Origin of the sequence: Candidatus Nitrosopumilus sp., assembly GCF_029882185.1 — an archaeon.
In the GTDB taxonomy this organism is placed as follows: domain Archaea; phylum Thermoproteota; class Nitrososphaeria; order Nitrososphaerales; family Nitrosopumilaceae; genus Nitrosopumilus.
In genome coordinates, this window is record NZ_JAOULD010000022.1 from 1 (window position 1) to 18,853 (window position 18,853).

At 34.8% G+C, this 18,853-nt stretch carries 29 protein-coding genes, 1 tRNA gene and 1 pseudogene; 25 read left to right on the forward strand and 6 right to left on the reverse strand.

From position 1 onward, the window contains the following. The 13 genes and pseudogenes from OEW78_RS06895 to OEW78_RS06955 all read left to right on the forward strand — a co-directional run. A pseudogene (locus OEW78_RS06895) lies at positions 1-363 on the forward strand (signal recognition particle-docking protein FtsY); the annotation flags it as partial. Beyond that, positions 360-1,274 carry an ornithine carbamoyltransferase gene (gene argF, locus OEW78_RS06900; protein WP_300326039.1) on the forward strand — a complete coding sequence of 305 codons (915 nt, stop codon included), beginning with the start codon at positions 360-362 and terminating at the stop codon, positions 1,272-1,274. The pseudogene OEW78_RS06895 and the gene argF, both read left to right, overlap by 4 nt. 36 nt (positions 1,275-1,310) lie before the next feature. After that, positions 1,311-1,793 carry a 50S ribosomal protein L18 gene (locus OEW78_RS06905; protein ID WP_300326042.1) on the forward strand — a complete coding sequence of 161 codons (483 nt, stop codon included), beginning with the start codon at positions 1,311-1,313 and terminating at the stop codon, positions 1,791-1,793. A gap of 2 nt (positions 1,794-1,795) precedes the next feature. Then, positions 1,796-2,515, forward strand: a complete 720-nt coding sequence (locus OEW78_RS06910; RefSeq protein WP_300326045.1) for a 30S ribosomal protein S5 — start codon at positions 1,796-1,798, stop codon at positions 2,513-2,515. A gap of 5 nt (positions 2,516-2,520) precedes the next feature. Then, a complete protein-coding gene (locus OEW78_RS06915) occupies positions 2,521-2,988 on the forward strand; it encodes a 50S ribosomal protein L30 (protein WP_300326048.1) in 468 nt (155 codons plus the stop codon). A 1-nt stretch (position 2,989) separates the two neighbouring features. Next, positions 2,990-3,415: an uL15 family ribosomal protein gene (locus OEW78_RS06920; RefSeq protein WP_300326053.1), complete on the forward strand. Its 426-nt coding sequence runs from the start codon at positions 2,990-2,992 to the stop codon at positions 3,413-3,415. Next, on the forward strand, positions 3,408-4,841 hold the full coding sequence (gene secY / locus OEW78_RS06925; RefSeq protein ID WP_300326056.1) for a preprotein translocase subunit SecY: 1,434 nt from the start codon (positions 3,408-3,410) through the stop codon (positions 4,839-4,841). The genes OEW78_RS06920 and secY overlap by 8 nt, the downstream gene beginning before the upstream one ends. Continuing rightward, positions 4,819-5,406, forward strand: coding sequence for an adenylate kinase (locus OEW78_RS06930; protein ID WP_300326059.1), 588 nt, complete (start codon positions 4,819-4,821; stop codon positions 5,404-5,406). Before secY ends, OEW78_RS06930 begins: the two co-directional genes overlap by 23 nt. 3 nt (positions 5,407-5,409) lie before the next feature. Next, complete coding sequence (locus OEW78_RS06935; protein ID WP_300326062.1) at positions 5,410-6,033, forward strand: EMC3/TMCO1 family protein; 624 nt, start codon at positions 5,410-5,412, stop codon at positions 6,031-6,033. Beyond that, positions 6,030-6,590, forward strand: a complete 561-nt coding sequence (locus tag OEW78_RS06940; protein WP_300326065.1) for a cytidylate kinase family protein — start codon at positions 6,030-6,032, stop codon at positions 6,588-6,590. Before OEW78_RS06935 ends, OEW78_RS06940 begins: the two co-directional genes overlap by 4 nt. After that, positions 6,587-7,588: an RNA-guided pseudouridylation complex pseudouridine synthase subunit Cbf5 gene (locus tag OEW78_RS06945; RefSeq protein WP_300326068.1), complete on the forward strand. Its 1,002-nt coding sequence runs from the start codon at positions 6,587-6,589 to the stop codon at positions 7,586-7,588. Before OEW78_RS06940 ends, OEW78_RS06945 begins: the two co-directional genes overlap by 4 nt. Then, positions 7,555-8,061, forward strand: a complete 507-nt coding sequence (locus OEW78_RS06950) for a hypothetical protein (protein ID WP_300326071.1) — start codon at positions 7,555-7,557, stop codon at positions 8,059-8,061. Before OEW78_RS06945 ends, OEW78_RS06950 begins: the two co-directional genes overlap by 34 nt. Positions 8,062-8,128: 67 nt before the next feature. After that, positions 8,129-8,230, forward strand: a tRNA-Ser gene (locus OEW78_RS06955). A gap of 142 nt (positions 8,231-8,372) precedes the next feature. On the opposite strand, the gene OEW78_RS06960 is transcribed toward OEW78_RS06955, so the two are convergent. After that, positions 8,373-8,501, reverse strand: a complete 129-nt coding sequence (locus OEW78_RS06960) for a hypothetical protein (protein ID WP_300326074.1) — start codon at positions 8,499-8,501, stop codon at positions 8,373-8,375. A 326-nt stretch (positions 8,502-8,827) separates the two neighbouring features. Here OEW78_RS06960 and OEW78_RS06965 point away from each other — a divergent pair, with 326 nt between their 5' ends. Then, complete coding sequence (locus OEW78_RS06965; protein WP_300326077.1) at positions 8,828-9,034, forward strand: hypothetical protein; 207 nt, start codon at positions 8,828-8,830, stop codon at positions 9,032-9,034. A gap of 6 nt (positions 9,035-9,040) precedes the next feature. Beyond that, positions 9,041-9,193, forward strand: a complete 153-nt coding sequence (locus OEW78_RS06970) for a hypothetical protein (RefSeq protein WP_300326080.1) — start codon at positions 9,041-9,043, stop codon at positions 9,191-9,193. Positions 9,194-9,585: 392 nt separating this feature from the next. On the opposite strand, the gene OEW78_RS06975 is transcribed toward OEW78_RS06970, so the two are convergent. After that, positions 9,586-9,966 (reverse strand): hypothetical protein, encoded by a 381-nt coding sequence (locus OEW78_RS06975; RefSeq protein WP_300326083.1) that lies wholly within the window; start codon positions 9,964-9,966, stop codon positions 9,586-9,588. A gap of 120 nt (positions 9,967-10,086) precedes the next feature. Between OEW78_RS06975 and OEW78_RS06980 the strand changes: the two genes are divergently transcribed. Further along, a complete protein-coding gene (locus OEW78_RS06980) occupies positions 10,087-10,254 on the forward strand; it encodes a hypothetical protein (protein ID WP_300326087.1) in 168 nt (55 codons plus the stop codon). Between the two features lie 242 nt (positions 10,255-10,496). Here OEW78_RS06980 and OEW78_RS06985 read toward each other — a convergent pair whose 3' ends face one another. Both OEW78_RS06985 and OEW78_RS06990 read right to left on the reverse strand, forming a co-directional pair. After that, on the reverse strand, positions 10,497-10,988 hold the full coding sequence (locus OEW78_RS06985; RefSeq protein ID WP_300326089.1) for a hypothetical protein: 492 nt from the start codon (positions 10,986-10,988) through the stop codon (positions 10,497-10,499). 51 nt (positions 10,989-11,039) lie between these two features. Continuing rightward, positions 11,040-11,984, reverse strand: coding sequence for a calcium/sodium antiporter (locus tag OEW78_RS06990; protein WP_300326092.1), 945 nt, complete (start codon positions 11,982-11,984; stop codon positions 11,040-11,042). A 472-nt stretch (positions 11,985-12,456) separates the two neighbouring features. Here OEW78_RS06990 and OEW78_RS06995 point away from each other — a divergent pair, with 472 nt between their 5' ends. The 3 genes from OEW78_RS06995 to OEW78_RS07005 all read left to right on the forward strand — a co-directional run bounded on the left by OEW78_RS06995 (position 12,457) and on the right by OEW78_RS07005 (position 13,546). After that, a complete protein-coding gene (locus OEW78_RS06995) occupies positions 12,457-12,579 on the forward strand; it encodes a hypothetical protein (RefSeq protein ID WP_300326094.1) in 123 nt (40 codons plus the stop codon). Between the two features lie 173 nt (positions 12,580-12,752). Next, positions 12,753-13,139, forward strand: coding sequence for a DUF302 domain-containing protein (locus OEW78_RS07000; RefSeq protein ID WP_300326097.1), 387 nt, complete (start codon positions 12,753-12,755; stop codon positions 13,137-13,139). An 89-nt stretch (positions 13,140-13,228) separates the two neighbouring features. Next, on the forward strand, positions 13,229-13,546 hold the full coding sequence (locus tag OEW78_RS07005) for a hypothetical protein (protein ID WP_300326099.1): 318 nt from the start codon (positions 13,229-13,231) through the stop codon (positions 13,544-13,546). A 33-nt stretch (positions 13,547-13,579) separates the two neighbouring features. On the opposite strand, the gene OEW78_RS07010 is transcribed toward OEW78_RS07005, so the two are convergent. Then, on the reverse strand, positions 13,580-13,897 hold the full coding sequence (locus OEW78_RS07010; protein WP_300326101.1) for a hypothetical protein: 318 nt from the start codon (positions 13,895-13,897) through the stop codon (positions 13,580-13,582). Positions 13,898-13,984: 87 nt separating this feature from the next. After that, positions 13,985-14,410: a Fur family transcriptional regulator gene (locus OEW78_RS07015; protein ID WP_300326102.1), complete on the reverse strand. Its 426-nt coding sequence runs from the start codon at positions 14,408-14,410 to the stop codon at positions 13,985-13,987. Positions 14,411-14,509: 99 nt separating this feature from the next. Between OEW78_RS07015 and OEW78_RS07020 the strand changes: the two genes are divergently transcribed. The 6 genes from OEW78_RS07020 to OEW78_RS07045 all read left to right on the forward strand — a co-directional run. Further along, on the forward strand, positions 14,510-14,680 hold the full coding sequence (locus OEW78_RS07020; protein ID WP_300326104.1) for a hypothetical protein: 171 nt from the start codon (positions 14,510-14,512) through the stop codon (positions 14,678-14,680). A gap of 341 nt (positions 14,681-15,021) precedes the next feature. Then, complete coding sequence (locus OEW78_RS07025) at positions 15,022-15,165, forward strand: hypothetical protein (RefSeq protein WP_300326119.1); 144 nt, start codon at positions 15,022-15,024, stop codon at positions 15,163-15,165. A gap of 95 nt (positions 15,166-15,260) precedes the next feature. Next, positions 15,261-15,449, forward strand: a complete 189-nt coding sequence (locus OEW78_RS07030) for a hypothetical protein (RefSeq protein WP_300326107.1) — start codon at positions 15,261-15,263, stop codon at positions 15,447-15,449. Positions 15,450-15,554: 105 nt separating this feature from the next. Further along, positions 15,555-17,654, forward strand: coding sequence for a peptidase (locus OEW78_RS07035; protein WP_300326109.1), 2,100 nt, complete (start codon positions 15,555-15,557; stop codon positions 17,652-17,654). A 92-nt stretch (positions 17,655-17,746) separates the two neighbouring features. Further along, entirely contained in the window at positions 17,747-18,187 is a 441-nt protein-coding gene (locus OEW78_RS07040) for a CBS domain-containing protein (protein ID WP_300326112.1), read from the forward strand. 41 nt (positions 18,188-18,228) lie between these two features. Continuing rightward, on the forward strand, positions 18,229-18,853 hold a 625-nt coding region (locus OEW78_RS07045), incomplete at its 3' end, for a Vms1/Ankzf1 family peptidyl-tRNA hydrolase (RefSeq protein ID WP_300326116.1).

The window sequence follows — 18,853 nt, forward strand, 5'->3', positions numbered from 1 at the left end:
GAACCTGAACCAACACCAGAACCTGAACCAACACCAGAACCTGAACCAACACCAGAACCTGAACCAACACCAGAACCTGAACCAACACCAGAACCTGAACCAACACCAGAACCAACATCCGATGATCCATTTGATGGAATCAAAGATGATGACATTACAAAGTATTCTGACTTGTTTGATGTTTCTCCTCCAGAAAATGACAAGGAAGCAAATTCTCTAGCTAATAAAATTCGTCAGTGGATTAAAGATGGCAGACCAAAACCTGGTGAATCCAAGGTTGATGATACAGATGAAGAAATGCTAAAACAAGATAAAGAAGAGAAACCTAAAAAGAAAAGGAGATTCGGATTCTTTAGGAAATGAAACTAAAAACAAAAAATTTACTCACTTTGGCAGAACTGACACCAAAAGAGTTTACAGGATTAATCGATAATTCAATCAAGCTAAAAAAGGAACTCAAAAAAGGTGGAAACAAACTGATTCTAAAAAATAAAACACTGACGATGATCTTTCAAAAACCATCTACTCGAACACGTGTTAGTTTTGAAACCGGAATGTATCAGTTGGGTGGACATGCAATCAATCTTTCCTCTCATGACATGCAGATATCTAGAGGTGAATCAATTGAAGACACTGCAAAAACTCTTTCACGTTACTCTAACTGTATAATGGCCCGAGTATATGAACATGACTTGCTTGAGGATCTTGCAAAGCATGCAACAATTCCTGTGATTAATGGACTCTCTGATAGTTTTCATCCTTGCCAAATATTGGCAGATTTTATGACGATTAAGGAAAAAAAGAAAAAATTCCAAGGATTAAAGATTGCATGGATTGGAGATGGCAACAATGTTTGCAATTCCATGATTTACGGCGCAGCATTATCTGGAGTTAGCATGTCCATTGCAACTCCAAAGGGCTTTGAACCTGACAAGATTGCAGTCAAAGAGGCCCAGAAAAAAACAAAGATAGAGTTAACTGCAGATCCATTTATTGCTGTCAAAAACGCAGATGTCGTAGTCTCTGACACTTTCTCATCAATTCATAATCTTGACAAGAAAAGATTGCAAAAATTCTTGCCAAAGTATCAGGTAAATGACAAACTAATGAAGTCTGCAAAAAAAGATGCGATCTTTTTACATTGTCTTCCGGCAAAGAGGGAGCAAGAAGTTACATCATCTGTAATTGACGGGCCACAGTCTGTTGTTTGGGATGAAGCAGAAAATCGTTTACATACTCAGAAAGCTTTGCTAGCTGCTCTGATTCGCGCTTAACGTATATAAGAGCAGATTCAAACTCGGTTTCTATAGATGGCCTATTCAAAAATATTGAGAAGATTAAGGGAAGAAAAGACCAATTATCGTAAACGTGGAACCATGTTGATGGGCAAACGCGATTTTATCACTGTAAATATTACTAATGAAAATACCCAAGTCCAAATTCTTACTCCTGGCATGACTGGAGACAAAGTCGTAGCCTCTGCTCATTCTAGATATCTACTTGAGAAAGGATGGAAAGGTTCTAGAAAAAGTGTACCGGCAGCATACCTTACTGGCTATCTTGCAGGAAAGAAAGCACTAGGAAAAGGTGCAAAGGATGCTATCTTGTATACTGGAACTAGAAGATACACACAAAGAATGGCAGCAGCTCTCAAAGGAGTAGTTGATGCTGGCCTTAAGGTCCCTACAGATACAGAAACATTTCCATCCGATGAAAGAATTAACGGCGAGCACCTTACAGTAAAAAATGAAATTTCTAAAATAAAATCTGTCATTGACAGCGAGGTCAAATAGAAATGAGTCAATCTGCACAATCAAAAGGCGGACAAGGTCAACGTGGAAAGGGCGCACCAGTATATGGAAGAGGTCCTCCTGGTGGATCTAAAGAAGGAGATCGTCCAAGAAGACCAAGAAGAGAACCTGAAGAAGAGGTATGGGTTCCAAAAACTATCTTGGGACAAAAAGTTGCATCTGGAGAAATTACTTCTTTAGAGGAGATTATCGAATCAGGATTAAGAATTCAAGAATCTGGAATTATCAAGAAACTATTACCTGACTTAAAAAGTGAAGTCGTAGATGTTGGAATGATTCAGAAGATGACTTCAAACGGCCAATCTACTAGATTCAAAGCTATTGTAGCTACTGGAAACGAGAATGGATACTTGGGTATCGGCCAAGGAAAATCAAAACAGATGAGAATTGCAATTGAGAAAGCAACAAGTCAAGCTTTCATTAACGTACAGCCAATCAAGATGGGATGTGGCAGTTGGGAATGCAGATGTGATCAAAAACATTCTGTTCCATTCAAAGTTAAAGGAAAAGGTGGAAGTGTAACCATTGAAATTATTCCTGCACCTCGTGGATTAGGTCTTGTAGCAGGAGGTAAAATTAAACGATTGTTGGAATTGGCAGGACTAAAGGATGCATGGACTACCGCAAAAGGTTCTACTCCTACAATGAACTCCACTTCAAAAGCAGTATTGGATTGTCTAAGACAGACATTTAGTCAAGGTTGATAAAAATGGCAAATGCATACCTTGTTGTTAGAATTAAAGGTCAAGCAGACTGTCCGTATTGGGCAACTCACACAATGATGTTATTACAATTAGACAAAAAATATCGTGCAACAATTCTTCCTGCAAGAGAGAATACTTTGGGAATGCTTAGAAAAGTACAACATTATGTTTCTTGGATTGAACTTGATGCATCATTGGCAAAAGAACTATTGGACAAAAAAGCAAGAAAATCTGGCTATCAAAAAATTACATCTGAAGATCTTAAAGCACTTGGATTTGCAAGTACTGATGAACTGGCAACAGCGCTAGCTGATGGAAAAGCAATCCTATCAAAATTAAAACCTCTAAAACCTTGGTTTGCTCTAGCACCACCAGTACACGGATTCAAAAGAAGTACAAAGAAACTTTATGGACAAAAGGGAATTCTTGGGTCAAACAAAGAGCTTGACATTATTGTAAGGAGAATGATTTAACATGGCATCTAGATTAAGAAAAACAAGACGACTTAGAGGCGGACGACACATGGGATGGGGACAAGTAGGTCAACACCGTGCAAGTGGTCACAAAGGTGGTCTTGGAGTTACTGGTATGAAGAAACATCATAGAAGTACTATGATGAAAGAAGAGCCAGATCATTATGGCCATGATATTCCTAAAACACCTCACCCAAATATTATAAAAAAATGGACCAGCCTTAGAGACCTAGATGACTTGTTTACAAAGTTCGGTAAAGAAGAGGGAGGCAAAAAAATCGTAGACCTAGTAAGTGCAGGATACGACAAACTCCTTGGTGGCGGAAAACCTACAAATCCATATTCCGTCAAAGTTAAACAATTTACAGCATCTGCCGAAGAGAAACTAAAAGCTGTTGGGGGAGAAGTGTTATCTGATAATGGCTGAAGGCACAATCACTAGCATTATTCGAAAAGCAGTTTTTAAAGCAGAACCATATCTACCACAAGTTCCAAAACCTAAAAAGAAAATTCCTCTCCAAGTCCGATTGCTTTGGTGCGGAATTGCATTACTCATCTATATGATAATGGGACAGACTCCTCTGTTTGGAGCAACTGCACCTCAATTTGATTTTCTAGCGTTTGCTAGAGTAATTTTTGCATCTCAACAAGGTACTTTGGTAGAACTTGGGATTGGGCCGATAGTCACAGCTGGACTCTTAATGCAATTACTCAGAGGTTCAGACATTCTAAAATTTGATTTCAAAAAACCTGAAGAAAGAGGAATCTTCCAAACTGCTACTAAAATGGTAACATACATCGTAATTGTAGCTGAATCTATTGTATATGCTATGGCTGTTTATGGTCCTGGAATTACTGAGCCGTATGTTCTGTATGTCTTAATTGGCCAACTGATGGCGGCGTCTATTATAATCATGTTCTTAGACGAATTGATTCAGAAAGGTTGGGGTCTTGGAAGTGGAATCAGTTTGTTCATTATGGCAGGTGTTGCCCAACAGATTCTTTGGAGTATGTTTAGTCCCTTGCCTGCTGGAGATGGAGGCATGATTGGTATTATTCCATATATTGTACAATCTCTTACCGGAAGTGGAGATATCACAAACGTTCTATTCCGTTCTAACCAACTACCCAGTATCTTTGGATTGTTTTTGACTGCAGGAATCCTGCTAATCCTGGTATTCACACAAGGTATGAAAATTGAAATCCCAATTGTATCTACAAAATACAGGGGTTTCTCTGCTGTTTATCCAATCAAATTGATGTATGTTTCAAACATTCCTGTAATTTTAGCTTCAGCACTTACAGCAAACGCTGTTTTCATTTTCCAAATGTTGTGGGCCAACATGAATCCTCGTAACAATAATTTCTTCATGAACTTTATCGCACAGTTTGATCCTACGAGTCCAAGCACTCCCGTTGGTGGTATCATCTACTACATTACACCTCCTAGAGGTTTAGATGTTGCAGCATTGGATCCGATGCGTGCAGTAGGATATGTGCTATTTATGGTTGGAATTGTAGTTGTGTTTGGTAGACTATGGGTTGAACTAGGTGGTTTGTCTCCAAAGAGTGCAGCTCAAAACTTGCTTGATGCAGATGTGCAAATTCCTGGATTTAGAAGATCAAATAAACCTGTTGAAGCTTTACTAAACAAGTACATCCCATCAGTTACAATCATTGGTTCAATGATCCTAGGGCTGTTAGCTGGTGTATCTGATGTTCTTGGTGTTTTTGGTTCTGGAATCGGGGTTTTACTTATGGTAGATATTCTCATCAACTATTACACACAACTTGTTAGAGAACAAGTAGAAGTTGTAATGCCACGTTTGGGTGCTCTACTTGGCAGAAAGTAAAAAAATCATAATGGTTGGAATCCCAGGAGTTGGGAAAACCACTCTGTTATCAAAGATTGTAGAATATGTCAAAGGCCATCAAAAAAGCATCAGTGTAATTAGTGTTGGAACCCTGATGTTTGAGCTGGCAAAAGAAAATGGCCTAAAAGACAGAGATGATTTACGAAAATTACCAATATCAAAACAGCAAGAACTACAAAAGATTGCAGCTAAAAAGATTGCATCTCATACAGAAGATGTTGTAATTATTGACACTCATGCATTCATTAGTTCTCCTGAAGGATACTATCCTGGATTGCCAGAATATGTCCTCAAAATCATCAAACCTTCAAACTTTATCTCAGTTTCAGCAAAACCTGAAGAAATCTACAGCAGACGAATGACTGATGCAACCCGTAACAGGGACAAAAATACTCTTGCAAATGTTAAAAAAGAATTGGATATTCAGTCAGGTATGATTTCTGCATGTGCTGTTTTAACAGGCTCCCCACTCAAGATGGTTCTTAACCGTGAGGGAAAGGTTGATGAAGCGGCAGAGAAGATAATTCAATCATTAGGACTGTAAAAAATGGATTTTAACTTTATTCTGCTATTTATCGAATCTATTCCTCTACAGTTTGATTTCTTTGGGGGTGGACAAACAACTTTGGGCAGTGATGATCCTATTATCAAAGGATTGGTTTACTCTATGTTTGCAGTAACTGGATTTGGTATATTGCTAAATCTGTTCAACTCTGGAGTGAGAAAGAAGATGGTTGATCAAGTGAAACTAAAAAGAATTATGAAAGAAACCAGAGCATGGCAAAAAGAAAGAATGGCTGCAATGAGAGCAAAAGACCAAGCAAAGGTTGCAGAACTCGGAAAAAAATCATCGTACATGAACAAAATGTCAATGGAGATGATGCAGATGAATATGCGACCTATGATGATTACCTTTGTTCCTTTGATTTTGATATTTTATCTTGTGTTGCCACAACTGTTTGCTTACACTGTTGCTATTTCCCCAATTCCACTAAATGTAATTCCTGGAGATATGTTTCAATTGACATGTACTGCAGAGCAAGCATCTGATCCTGAACATGTATGTACTGTGGAAAATGCATTGTATCTTTGGGCTTGGTATTTCCTTTCATCCATTGCATTTAGTGGGATTATCATGAGACTAACAAAAACTTCGATGGATCTCAGTTGACCAAATCTATTGTTATATCTGGTCCTCCTGCAGTGGGAAAAACTACTGTTGCCAAAGGATTGGCAGAAGAATTTCAATTACAATATCTCAGTGGTGGTGATGTGTTAAAAGAAATGGCAAGTGGACATGGGTTTGATTCTAGTGGTGATGATTGGTGGGATACTGAAGATGGAATGAAATTTCTAAATCAACGTGAACAAAATTCTGAATTTGATAAAAAACTTGACAAGAAACTAATTGCTCTTTTTGAAAAAGGAGGAATGGTGATTACAAGCTATACCTTGCCATGGTTAATCCAAGATGGGATTAGGATTTGGCTTGAAGGCTCTCATGAGAGCAGCACAAAAAGAATGCAATCTCGAGACAGCATGAGTTCTGAGGATGCATATGAAATTACTAAAGAGAGATTTGATAAGAATAAGGCATTGTACAAAAAAATATACAATTTTGATTTTGGAGAGGACAAATCAGTTTTTGATGTAATTATAAACACAGATCATTTAACAGCACAGCAAGTAATTGATGTAACAAAAGAGACAGTGAGAAAATTACTATGACTCTAAAACAACTAGAAAATCTAATTGAAATTGATCAGGATATTACCGATGATGCATACGGAACATATTATGACAAAAGAACTATTGAGCAGCTGCTAAACTATGGAATAATTCTTTTAGACAAACCACCAGGTCCTACTAGTCATGAGACAGTAGCATGGACCAAACGTTTACTGAAAATTCCAAAGATTGGTCACAGTGGTACGCTGGATCCTCAGGTTTCTGGAGTCTTGCCATTGGGATTAGGTGAGGCAACTAAAGCATTAGGCGTTTTACTTTATGGTCCAAAAGAATATTATGCACTTGGGCGAGTACATGCACTTCCGTCAAAAGAAAAACTAAAAGAAGTTGTGGAGATGTTCCAGGGTGAAATTTTCCAAAAACCTCCACAACGTTCAGCAGTTCTTAGACAAACTAGAACAAGAACAATCTACGAGTTTGAAGTAATAGAGCAAAAAGAAAGACTTCTCTTGACGAGAATTCTTTGTGAATCTGGAACTTACATTAGAAAACTATACTATGACATTGGGGAAATCCTTGGACCTGGCGCCACTATGGTTGAGCTAAGAAGAAGCAGAGTTGATCAGTTCCATGAAAAAGACGGCCTGGTTACATTGCATGAACTTGCTAATGCGTTTGCCTTGTGGGATGAGAAAAAAGATGACAGTAAATTGATAAAAATGATCAAACCCGTTGAATTGGCACTCAGTGAGTTAAAGTCTGTAGTGATTAGAGATTCTGCAGTAGATGCAATGTGCCATGGTGCACAGCTTGCAATCCCTGGAATTTTAAAAATATCTCAAAATTTGAAGAAAGGCGATATTGTTGGAATTTACACCCAAAAAGGAGAAGCAGTTGCATTGGCTGAATCCACAATGTCTGAAGAAGAAATTAAGGATGCAACGAAAGGATATGCATTTGAAACAAAGAGGATCATTATGGCCCCTAACACATATCCTAAAAAATGGAGAACAAAATCAACTGCTCCAAAGGATTAAAAAATAAAGAAATTGTTTTAAAAGAATTGTTAGCAAAAAGCCTTGTACTTTTTATTGGAGTTGGCGTGATTGCAGGACTTGGATTTGGCATATATCTAATGGATGTCAAAAATACCAACCAACTAGTTTTTGTTGATGGCCCATCAGTTTCTGTAGTTACTGAAAAATCTGATTTTAAAATAGGCGAAGAAATTAAAATTCGCATTGTAAATTCTGGAACTGCTCCTCTGATATTTTCTGATTCATCTTATGGGTTAAGAATTACCGGACTATCTGGAATTCTAATGTATTCTCCTACATCTGTACAAATGATGTCTCATTTAGAACCTGGAGATGAAGTTGAATTTTCATGGGATCAAATAAAAAATGACGGAGACACTGCATTGGAAGGTCTGTACAAAATCACTGCAAAAGGTACAGATGATCAGAAAAATAATGTAGAAAAATCAACAACAATCACAATCTGGAAGTAGTTTTACAATTCCAAAATAACACAATATATAATCACATTTTACCGAATACATTTGTCGCAAGACTTGTGCCGGGGTCGCCTAGCCTGGTAGGGCGCGCGCCTGGAAATTGTTTAACCATAAAGCGCGTTCTCGCAAGGGAACGGGAGTTCAAATCTCCCTCCCGGCGCCATCAAATTACTTTGAATCTCAACTTGCGGTACTCTTTTTCCATACATTACATGCAGGACAACGACTCACAATTTTAGACAATATCTTTTTTGAGAATATGTTGCCGCAATTTTCACATATTTTTAAATCCTCTAATGTAATCATTATGCTGTCATCTCAGTTGAAATAATTTTGTTGATATTCAAATGAGTTTTTTCATGGTCTAATACTGTGTAAAAAGTATCTGTATTGCCTTCCCATTTGTATTTGCATTTTCTACAATTATACTTCATCTTGGTTCCTCTCTTTTTCATGTTCTTTGAACGTATTTACATCGTTTGATGTCTTGTTTTGATTCCCTTTCAGTTTTGAAAATAGTCTTTTTAACATGGTTAACTATATCATATCTTACTTATCAAATACAGACTAGTTGATTTGATATGGACTCTAATCAACCAACTCTTGGCTTAATAGGCAAGAACTCTTCTATTACCCATGCTGAAAAATCTGTTTGCCCGAGTAAAAAGAAAGCAAGAGAATCCATCAATTGATGAACCCGTCATGAAAATACTATACGAAATTAGGGATGACCACTACTCAGATTTCGTTGGCAAAAAACATGGATAAAAAAATAAACATAAAAACAATCTCTCAAAAGTCACATGATCTTGACAAAATAATTACCCTGTCAAATCTCTCAGATGAAGACAAATTGATGTTACAAAAATTTTCGGCAACTCTGGTTCAAGGTAATGTGACCATCAAGAGTCTAAGATATGAAAAACAAGATCTTGAAAGGATACTCTCAAATCTCCAAGATGTTTAGATTTTTTTGACATACAAAACTATGGGTCAAAAGACATGTTATCATGATGCCAAAGTCAAGATGGTAGGATACAAGAATTTGTATGAGTGTATACGATGTCATAAATTCCTTTCCGTCCCTGTATCAAACAAGATAGATTATACTTTGCTTGCATCTTAAACTAATATCGTAGATGTTGTAACTGAATGAATTAATCCCATAAATAAAATGTAGAATTTGATAAATCTATAACAAACTAATTTTTCTGTTTGGATTCACAAGTGGCTTTTTCTGCTTGTGTCATTTTACATGATATGTGTTAGAAACAAACCATAGAATAAAACTATAAGGCTCCCAATGACAATCACAGTTGCATCCTGCTTGGCAGTGCACTCACAGTCTGAGCAAGTTTTTTGATAGTGATAACGTATTGTATTCATCACCGCGATGATTATTCTTCTTTAATCTCTTTTTTCAATTGTTTTAAAGATTCCAAATACTCTTTTTTCATAAGATTCTCAGGCTTTGTTTTGTTGTTCTTGTTTTTTTGTGGGATTTTTGATTCAGCCATGTTACTTCAAGTGTCCTGACAGTATTGTTTGAATTCTATGAATGATGTCATTTGGTCCTCCTAAATTATCCAATGTAACTATGAGAAGCATTTCTTCTCCGAATGGAAAAATACATCTCATTAGATTATCGTACACTTGTAGCGTATAACTTGACTTTCCAATTTTTTCTGAAATTGTGTTTCTAAAGTTCCAAGACTCAATGGTGTGTTTTAAAGCAATCTTGTTTTCCTTTTCAGTTAACAGATCTTCTACCCCGTCCATTTTTCGTTTGTGTATGACATTTCCTTTCAAATCATAAATCATCACATATCTTATGTTGCCTGATACATTCATGATGCTGTTTAGGAATTTTTCTTGGTCTACCAGTCTTACATCGTTCATGGATACTATTATGAAATGATGGAATTAAGAAGAGTACAAGTTGACTTGATTCTAAATGAAATCAACTGATAGTTAGTTTATTTTCAAGATCATATATTTTGCTGTTACGAGGTAAAAAATATGCAATCATACAAAATAGAAACATGGAATAAAAAGGGTTCTAGTATGTTAGAAAACTTTCAGAACAAACTGAAATCAGGAAAATCTTTACCACGACATAGAACATCATTTTATGCTTTCTATGTGTCTGCTGCAATTATAGTTGTGGTTCTCACACTAGTATTGTAACAAAACACTGTTGTTCATTTGTATCTAAAATTTTTAATATGGATTTGCTGTTGCATACACAGGAATATTTTCTGTAATCTCCCAGACAATCATCCATACTGAAATTGCGAGAACTAATTTTGTATTTCCTGACATTCAATCAGGTGTTGGCATAAATAAAATTAGGAAAAATAACAAAGGTCCTAACCTCATGCCTGATTTTCTAAGATCAAATTTCATTTTTATTTGTACTTTGATTAGACTTAGTTAGATTCATTTTCTCTTAGTTTATTGTAATCAAGCATAATTTTTGGTAATTTATCATCTGAATCTGAGACTATTTTGTATTTTTCACAATATTGTATGTAGTGGGGCCAGTTTTTCTTTGCAGTTTCTCTAAAATCTTCTCCCACCATTTCATTATACCAATCCACAATTGTTATGCCATAAGCAAAAAATCTTTTAAGATACGTCGCAATATGTGATGGAATTTTACGATTTAATTCCAAGTATGCTATTTCATCAACAGTATTCAAATAATCATTTGCATATCTTTGACAGTCTTCAGTTGTTTTAAGAATTGTATTTTTGTTTAATCTGTTAAGCAGATCTTCATGAAAGCCTCGTAATAGTTGAGAGTGTGTAGCTCTTGTATTTTCTTTGATGCTTTTCCAGGTAATTATCAGAGTAATTGCAAATATTGTTGCGGTTATGGAACTTATCACTATTGGAAATACGGAAAGATCAATTGCCATTATATATTTTTTATATGATCTGGTGTATCTAAACCTGTATTTGATTTTTATCTATTGTCTATAGAACAAAAATACAACATATGCTACATATCCTGCTATTAACAGCATACCTTCCTTTCTAGTAATAATAAAACCACTGCGTATTATTGGAATTAATACAAGACTAAATGCCAACATTATTCCTATATCTACTAACACTTGTTCACTTACTGTAATGCCTGAAATCAAAGAGGAGATCCCAAGTATTGCCATAATGTTAAAGATGTTGCTTCCGACAATGTTTCCAACACTAAGATCTGCGTGACCTTTTTTTGCAGCAACTACTGATGTAATTAATTCTGGAAAAGAAGTACCTATTGCAACAACTGTCAATCCCATAAATAGTTCTGATACTCCAAAATTGGTTCCTATAATTACCGCATTATCTACTGTAAGAAACGATCCTCCAGTTAAGAGCACTAATCCTACAATCATGAAAATAATTGATTTAGAAAAAATATTTTTTTGTAATACTTGAGAAACCTGATTTTCTTTGTCTGTCTCTTTTTTTGAACTATGATAACTATATGCTGTAAAAACAATTATTCCGATAACCAATAATCCGCCATCAACAAAATCAATTTCTCCATCTAAAACTATTGCCAATAAGAGAAATGAAATTCCAATCATTATGGGCACCTCTTTTCTAATTGTAGATTTTGATATTATGATGGGACTGATTATGGCAGAAATTCCAAGAATTGCCCCGACATTTACAATATTGCTACCTACTACATTTCCTATTGCAACATCAGACAATCCTTGCATTGCTGATGAAATGCTTACTGCAAGTTCTGGAGTTGAAGTTCCAAATGCTACAACTGTCAGGCCAATAACTAATTGACTGACTCCTAACTTGTTTGATATTGCTATTGATCCTTTGACTAACCATTCTGCCCCGAAATATAGCATAGCTAATCCTGAACCGACAAGTAAAAAATTGAAAATTAAATCCATGTTGATTGTCGCTCAATCTATCTCGAGTTTTAAGATTTGTAATTCTCAAAATTCAAAAATTTATGACGCCTAGTATGTTCATATCTATTTTCGTAACCTGTTTCTTCATACAGAGAAATATCTGAATTGATTTTTTGCATGATTGAAAATTTAAGTGAATTCAAATGAAGGCAGACCTGCTTTCGAAAATGAAGTAAAACAACAATTAACAGCCAGCTGTCTTATCATGAATTCACTTGTATTGTATTGGGCTTTTGAATTATTAAAACATAAACAAGTTGATTTCATTCTGAATCAAATCAAAACAAAATATCCTTAATATCTAATTTACAATATGTTCTTTTCCGCGCCATAGGCATAGCATGTCCTAGTGATGCCTTCGTATCCAGACAGCACAGCCTAGCGACGCATTAATTTTCAATTTTAGATTAATTTGATTTTCAATAAATCAAAGATTTACAGTTTCAAGAATATGGATGATTCTGTTCTAATCTCTTTTGAAAATTCTGGACCTTCTATACCTGAAAAAATAATTCCTAAACTATTTGATCCTCTATTTACCACAAAACAAGAAGTACTGGTTTGGGTTTGGTAGCTGTAAACAGATTGTAGAGGATCATAAAGGGACAATATCTGTACAAAACAACCCTGTAAAATTTACAGTTTACCAATAAATTAATAAATAGGATTTCTATTTCGCCTTCTCTTTATTCTATGAGATCTAATCATTAAACAAAATTATATGCTTATAGTAAAAGAATGATTAGAATGACCTTTAATTATGCTGTAAAAACTCAAAAAAATCTCGATAAAGTAATTGAAGAAATTACTGAAAAACTTTCAGAGATAAAGTTTGGTGTACTTGGTATCTTGGATTTTAAGGAAATCTTTGCAAAAAAAGGAGTAGAATATCCACACGAGTACAAACTGTTAGAGGTTTGCAACCCTCATGCTGCAAAACAAGTATTAGATTCAGATCCAAATATTGGTCTTTTACTTCCATGTTCTATTGCAGTCTTTGAAAAAGATGGAGAAAATCACATCAGCTTGGCAAAGCCTACAGAATTACTTTCTATTGCATCTAATGCTGAATTGGAATCTATGGGAAGAGATATTGAATCAAAATTAATCAAAATAATTGATAGTGTTAAATGAAAATATCTTCTTATAAAAAATTTGTATGTTTTTGAATCCTTTCTTTTATTGACTATAATTATATACCAACTTCATAATTCTGAAATTCTATGCGAAAATCTCTTAAATTCTTCCTTCTAGGCCTGAGCGTATCCTTTATGATATCCATATCTGAGGTCTTTGAATTAGAACAATTACCTGACAATCCTGAGGAATACGTATTCTATACAATGTCTTTTACAGGACCTTATGTTCGATTGTTATACTATTCCCTTTTAGTAGTTGTAATTCCTTTATTGGCCATTCCTCAATTAAATGAAAAAGTAAGTAAGAAAGTACACTATGTATACATATTTTTGTCTGGAATCACATTTGGATTTTCAGCAGTAGGAATTTACACCGTATTTACACAAAGAATTTTCATCTAAATAAAATAATTAAAAATCAAAAAATGATAGAGTCTATGGCTGAACCATTTCGACTCTATCGCTTAGTCTGTCATAGTATCCATTAACTTCCATTGAAGGAACATAAAATGTAGCAGATACTATATCTCCAACTTGAGCATTACACTCAGATACGACCACACTGACACCATATTGTGATTCTCCAACACAACCATGTTCTGTAATTGCTAGTACTGTTACATCTTCAGTAATTTGAGTTGGAATGATATTCCATGGTGTAACTGTGAATAGTGTAATCACAGCTATGCCTGTTATCATTATGGACATTAGCATACGTCGTGACAATCTTTTTTCTGTTTGTTTTGCTAACATTTTCTCTCATTATACTTACGCATTTACTAGATAAAAGGAAAGATAATTCCTCTTAAATTTAAAAATAATATATGCTAGTTTTTAGATTTATTTCATCTTTGATTTACAACTACTGCAATAACCGTGCAATTCAAAACTACTTTTCAAAATTAGGTATTTTGATTTTTTAGCAGCCTTCACCTGAATATCTTTTAGAGTTTCTTCATCAACATCATCAATTTTTCCACATTTTATACAAACTATATTGATGTGATCATCTGTATGTGCATCAAATCTGGATTCTCCTTCAACTTCTATTTCATTGACTAAATTTTTTTCCTTGAGTAAATACAGTGTTTTGTATACTGTAGATAGACTAATCATTGGGTATCGCTTTCTTACAACCTTGTGAATGTGATCTGCGCTTGGATGGTCTTCTGTTTTTAATAGATAATCTACTATTGCCATTCTCTGAGGAGTGATTCTGAATCCTTCATCTCTTAATGATGCGACGATCTGTTCCATTTGTTGCATACTGTTATTCTAGTATTGTACTATTTAATATCTATTCCTTACTAGGAATTATTCCTAACTAATAATAACACTTAATTAGGAATTATTCCTAATAATAATATGCAAATACAATCATTTCAAAACAATCAAGAGTCAAACAAAAAGACAGTAAATAATGCAGTAAGAATTTGTGTTGATTGTGGCAATATAGCCATAAAGATACAAAATCATGGTATCTTTTGCAAGGATTGCGGTTCGTTTTTTGATATGGAGAAAAACAATGATGAGTGAGCATTCTTGCAGAAGCGTATGTGGGTATTATGATGCAAATGCTGAATTTAGAAATTCAGGAAACAGTACATTTAGAAAATATTGTGCAATTTGTGATTTAGACTTAATCTCAAAATATTCCAATTGTCCTTGCTGTCACAAATCTTTTGAGGCGGACATGTCATAATGGTCTATGTCTGCAAAGGTGTATGTGATACACTCAAGGGAAAAAAAATACCAAATGGATCTAAATACATCTATGGACAAAAGAGATGTACTCTGTGCAGTATTTTTATGACTGTGTCGGGATTTCGCTGTCCATGTTGTAGTGCACTTTTGAGAACAAAATCAAGAGGTAAAAAATGATGGCTAGGAGAGTTACTGTAACAATTGATGATGATAATTTAAAAAAACTGTATGCAAAACAATCTTCAGAGATTAAAAATTCATCAAAGTCTGTTAGTTTCTCAAAAGTTGTAAATGATACATTTCGAAAATCTCTATGATCATGTGAAAATGAGAACTATGAGAAAGGTTTTAGAAAATTAGATGATTCATTGAAATTATGAACCTTAATTTACTCTTCTTTTCTAATCATTCCATGGCAAGTTATACATCACAAGTGAATGTCATTCACAAAAAATTTACCAATGCATTGAAAAAGGCAAAGACAAAGCAGGCCTTAAACAAAGCATACAGTATGCACAAAAAAGATCATGAAAGATTACTCAAAAAACATCTAGCTGAAGAAATAAGAGAGATCAAAAAAGCCAAAGATAGATTAGACTAAGTAATTTTTTTTACTTTTTATTTTTCCTAAAAATCAGTATTTTGGCATGGTCAGATCTCATCAAGAATCGGAATGGTTAATAATGCCTATTTTTATTTGAAGAGCGTGAATCTGTATTTTCTATTACCTTTAATTTTAGGCGTAATTGCAATTGGTAGTTTTTCTAATTCTTTTGCAGAAATTGAATCTGTAGATGTTGATGAAAATAAACTAGTAACTTTGATTGGTGAAGGTTATGATGCTGATACATCTAATCTTTCTTTCAAATGGACTCAGATTTATGGCGACCCTGTAAAATTATCATCCACGACTGTTCCTGAACCTACATTCATGGCACCTGATGTCAAAAATGGTGAAATCAAAGTTCTAACTTTTGAATTAGTAGTAACTGATCCTCAAGGAGCAAGTAGTTCTGATGTTGTCGAAGTCATTGTAAACTCTGTAAATAATCCCCCAACTGTAAATGCTGGACATGATCTTTATGCCATCCAATCTATTAATGCAATTAGTATAATTCCTCAAGTTGTTGATAAAGATGGAGATGTTTTAACTTACAAATGGGAACAACTAGCTGGACAAGAGGTCTATTTGTCTTCCTCTGCAAAGAAGCATCTTACACTTCAACCTGTTATGTTTGATTATTCTCAAACTGACCCATTAACATTTAGAATTACTGTTGATGATGGATTCGGTGGAGTTGCAAGTGACACTGTAAATGTGATATTGTATACCAGTCAAATTCAAAATGCTGCAATTTCAATTGAAGCAGGACCTATACAAACTGTAACTGAAGGTCAAACTGTAAGTCTTGATGTTATAGGACATACATTAAATGATAAGCCCATTCGATATACTTGGATTCAGGTTCTTGGAACTCCTGTTACATTAAGCTCTTTTAGTGGTGACCATATTGAATTTACAGCTCCTGATGTAGGTGACATTGAAGAAATTATGTCATTTCATGTAACTGGATATTCTCAAGGAAATGGATATGCAAATGACATGGCAATAGTCAAAGTATTGCCATCTAACCATGCACCAATAGCTGATGCCGGTGATGATAGAGATGTTCCTCAGAGAACCTTTGTAGGTTTTGAAGGAAGTGCAACCGATGCTGACAATGATAATCTTAGATATATGTGGGCACAAAAATCAGGCATTCCAACTGAAATTTATGAAAAAACACAACCTTCTGCATACATTTTCACCCCAACAACTACATCTTTATCTGAACCCCTAGTATTCGAACTAACCGTCACTGATCCACAAGGAAATTCTGATACTGATGATGTAAAAATTACTGTAACTACTCTAAACAGTCCTCCTCGAGCATATGCAGGTGCTGATCAAAGAGTTCATGGTGGTGATAATGTTTCAATTTCTGGCACCGCATTTGATTTGAACAGTGAGTCTCTAAAAATTCAATGGAAACAAATCTTTGGTGAATCTGTATCTTTTGATAAATCTAATTTGAAATTCTCCTTTACTGCTCCTGAAGTTGGTCCATTAGATTCCAAAAGATTAGCCTTTGAACTAACCGTCACTGACCCACAAGGACTATCTGATTCTGATCAAGTTGTAATCTTTGTATCTCCTGAAAACAGCGCTCCAAAAGCCAACGCTGGTGCTGATATTACTGTAGATGAAAATACTGTTGCCAATATCAACTGTATTGGAACTGACCCTGATAGAGGTGCACTTTACTATTCTTGGAGTACTACATCAAAAGCAACAATAGAACAACCTGCCAATTCTAAAACTATGGTTAAAATTCCAAATGTTGTACGTGATTCTACAATGACATTTACTTGTTCAGTATCTGATGGAACCTATTCTGCTTCAGACAGCATGAATATTTTGGTTAGAAATGTATTCAGTGCTGATATTATATCCGATGCAGGACTAGATAGAATTGTAAATGAAAATGTGAAAATTTCATTAGATGGAAGCAAGAGTCATGATCCTGAAAATCAAGAATTATACTTCCAATGGACACAATTGTCTGGAGAGAAAGTCAAACTATCCTCCAAGACTAGTATGAGTCCATCATTTACCAGTCCAATTGTTAAGAATGATGAAATCAAAGTTCTAACATTTGAACTTAAGGTGTTTGATGATAATGGAAGAGAAAGTACTGATACTGTGGTTATTACAGTTGACCCTGTCAACTCTCCACCAGAAGCTTCTGCATCTGCAAGACAATAATTTCAGACTATCTGTTTAGAGATCACTTTATCTCCAAAGTATTTTTGGTCTCAAAAATAAAATCTTAAAAATAAACAAAACCCATTAATTTCATGTCTAGTTCTCAGAATTCTTCAATCCCGATTGATAAGTTCATGACTCGTAAAATAAAATCCATTCAATCCACTGTAAGTGTTGCTGAGGCTGCAAAAACAATGTATGACAATCATATTCCGTCTTTATTGGTAAAAGAGAATGAAAAAACTACTGGGATAATCTCTTATGCTGATATTGCAATTGCTTTGGCTGTATATGGAAAAAAGCGTGAATCTAAAATTAGAGATGTAATGTCCTCACCAGTGGTATCTGTAAAATCTAATCATTCAATTTTAAACGCAATAGAACTAATGTTGGAGAAAAAAATTCACGAACTACCTGTAATTGATGATGAAAAAATTCAAGGAATCATTTCTGCATCTGATTTGATGGTTTTATTATCTATGTTGACTGAAGAACAATTCCATGAAGTATTTCGTATACATCTGACAAAATAAAGATCTGTTTGGAGTTTTATGATTAAGTGGAGAAACAGAAAATGAAAACGCCTCTTGGTTCTTTGTGTATTGCCCCTCTTGAATGGATGTCGCTAAACCAGTTTCTTCATGAAGTAAAAAAAATTGATTCCCAATGTGTATCTGTATATTATCCATATGGTAAAGGGCAAGATACTATTTCCCTATTGCAAGAAACAAAGCGAAACGAGGCACTTGAAAGAATAGAGTCAAAAATTGAAAACAAAATTGCTGAACTGAGAAAGAATCCTGTTTCTGTAGGTAAGTTCGCTAAAACTTTGTGTATTTTTGGTTGGATAAAAAACGGCAAAGTTAACATCAAAGTGATTGGTACGTCAAAAAAATTACCCTATATCTACATGGCAAGCAAAAAACCATTCATCAAACCATTTGATGATATTTTGGAGACAAATTATGATATTTTACTGATAACTCTGGATCAAAAATCTGCAAAAATTCAAAAATATCATGGCAGTCAAATAATTCAAGAATCTAAACTGGGAATTGATTTGCAGGGTAGACATAAGAAAGGTGGACAGAGTCAGGGAAGATTCCTTCGTGCGAGACAAACAAAAATTCATGTTTTCTTCAAAAAGGTGGCAAATAAAGTCAAAGAGATGGATGCTGATTCGTTGTTAATTTTGTTGG

Coding starts and splice junctions, on each gene's coding strand:
- argF (WP_300326039.1), top strand. CDS start 360: ATGAAACTAAAAACAAAAAATTTACTCACTTTGGCAGAACTGACACCA.
- OEW78_RS06905 (WP_300326042.1), top strand. CDS start 1,311: ATGGCCTATTCAAAAATATTGAGAAGATTAAGGGAAGAAAAGACCAAT.
- OEW78_RS06910 (WP_300326045.1), top strand. CDS start 1,796: ATGAGTCAATCTGCACAATCAAAAGGCGGACAAGGTCAACGTGGAAAG.
- OEW78_RS06915 (WP_300326048.1), top strand. CDS start 2,521: ATGGCAAATGCATACCTTGTTGTTAGAATTAAAGGTCAAGCAGACTGT.
- OEW78_RS06920 (WP_300326053.1), top strand. CDS start 2,990: ATGGCATCTAGATTAAGAAAAACAAGACGACTTAGAGGCGGACGACAC.
- secY (WP_300326056.1), top strand. CDS start 3,408: ATGGCTGAAGGCACAATCACTAGCATTATTCGAAAAGCAGTTTTTAAA.
- OEW78_RS06935 (WP_300326062.1), top strand. CDS start 5,410: ATGGATTTTAACTTTATTCTGCTATTTATCGAATCTATTCCTCTACAG.
- OEW78_RS06945 (WP_300326068.1), top strand. CDS start 6,587: ATGACTCTAAAACAACTAGAAAATCTAATTGAAATTGATCAGGATATT.
- OEW78_RS06950 (WP_300326071.1), top strand. CDS start 7,555: ATGGAGAACAAAATCAACTGCTCCAAAGGATTAAAAAATAAAGAAATT.
- OEW78_RS06960 (WP_300326074.1), bottom strand. CDS start 8,501: ATGAAGTATAATTGTAGAAAATGCAAATACAAATGGGAAGGCAATACA.
- OEW78_RS06965 (WP_300326077.1), top strand. CDS start 8,828: ATGGATAAAAAAATAAACATAAAAACAATCTCTCAAAAGTCACATGAT.
- OEW78_RS06975 (WP_300326083.1), bottom strand. CDS start 9,966: ATGAACGATGTAAGACTGGTAGACCAAGAAAAATTCCTAAACAGCATC.
- OEW78_RS06980 (WP_300326087.1), top strand. CDS start 10,087: ATGCAATCATACAAAATAGAAACATGGAATAAAAAGGGTTCTAGTATG.
- OEW78_RS06985 (WP_300326089.1), bottom strand. CDS start 10,988: ATGGCAATTGATCTTTCCGTATTTCCAATAGTGATAAGTTCCATAACC.
- OEW78_RS06990 (WP_300326092.1), bottom strand. CDS start 11,984: ATGGATTTAATTTTCAATTTTTTACTTGTCGGTTCAGGATTAGCTATG.
- OEW78_RS06995 (WP_300326094.1), top strand. CDS start 12,457: ATGGATGATTCTGTTCTAATCTCTTTTGAAAATTCTGGACCTTCTATA.
- OEW78_RS07000 (WP_300326097.1), top strand. CDS start 12,753: ATGACCTTTAATTATGCTGTAAAAACTCAAAAAAATCTCGATAAAGTA.
- OEW78_RS07005 (WP_300326099.1), top strand. CDS start 13,229: ATGCGAAAATCTCTTAAATTCTTCCTTCTAGGCCTGAGCGTATCCTTT.
- OEW78_RS07010 (WP_300326101.1), bottom strand. CDS start 13,897: ATGTTAGCAAAACAAACAGAAAAAAGATTGTCACGACGTATGCTAATG.
- OEW78_RS07015 (WP_300326102.1), bottom strand. CDS start 14,410: ATGCAACAAATGGAACAGATCGTCGCATCATTAAGAGATGAAGGATTC.
- OEW78_RS07020 (WP_300326104.1), top strand. CDS start 14,510: ATGCAAATACAATCATTTCAAAACAATCAAGAGTCAAACAAAAAGACA.
- OEW78_RS07025 (WP_300326119.1), top strand. CDS start 15,022: ATGATGGCTAGGAGAGTTACTGTAACAATTGATGATGATAATTTAAAA.
- OEW78_RS07030 (WP_300326107.1), top strand. CDS start 15,261: ATGGCAAGTTATACATCACAAGTGAATGTCATTCACAAAAAATTTACC.
- OEW78_RS07040 (WP_300326112.1), top strand. CDS start 17,747: ATGTCTAGTTCTCAGAATTCTTCAATCCCGATTGATAAGTTCATGACT.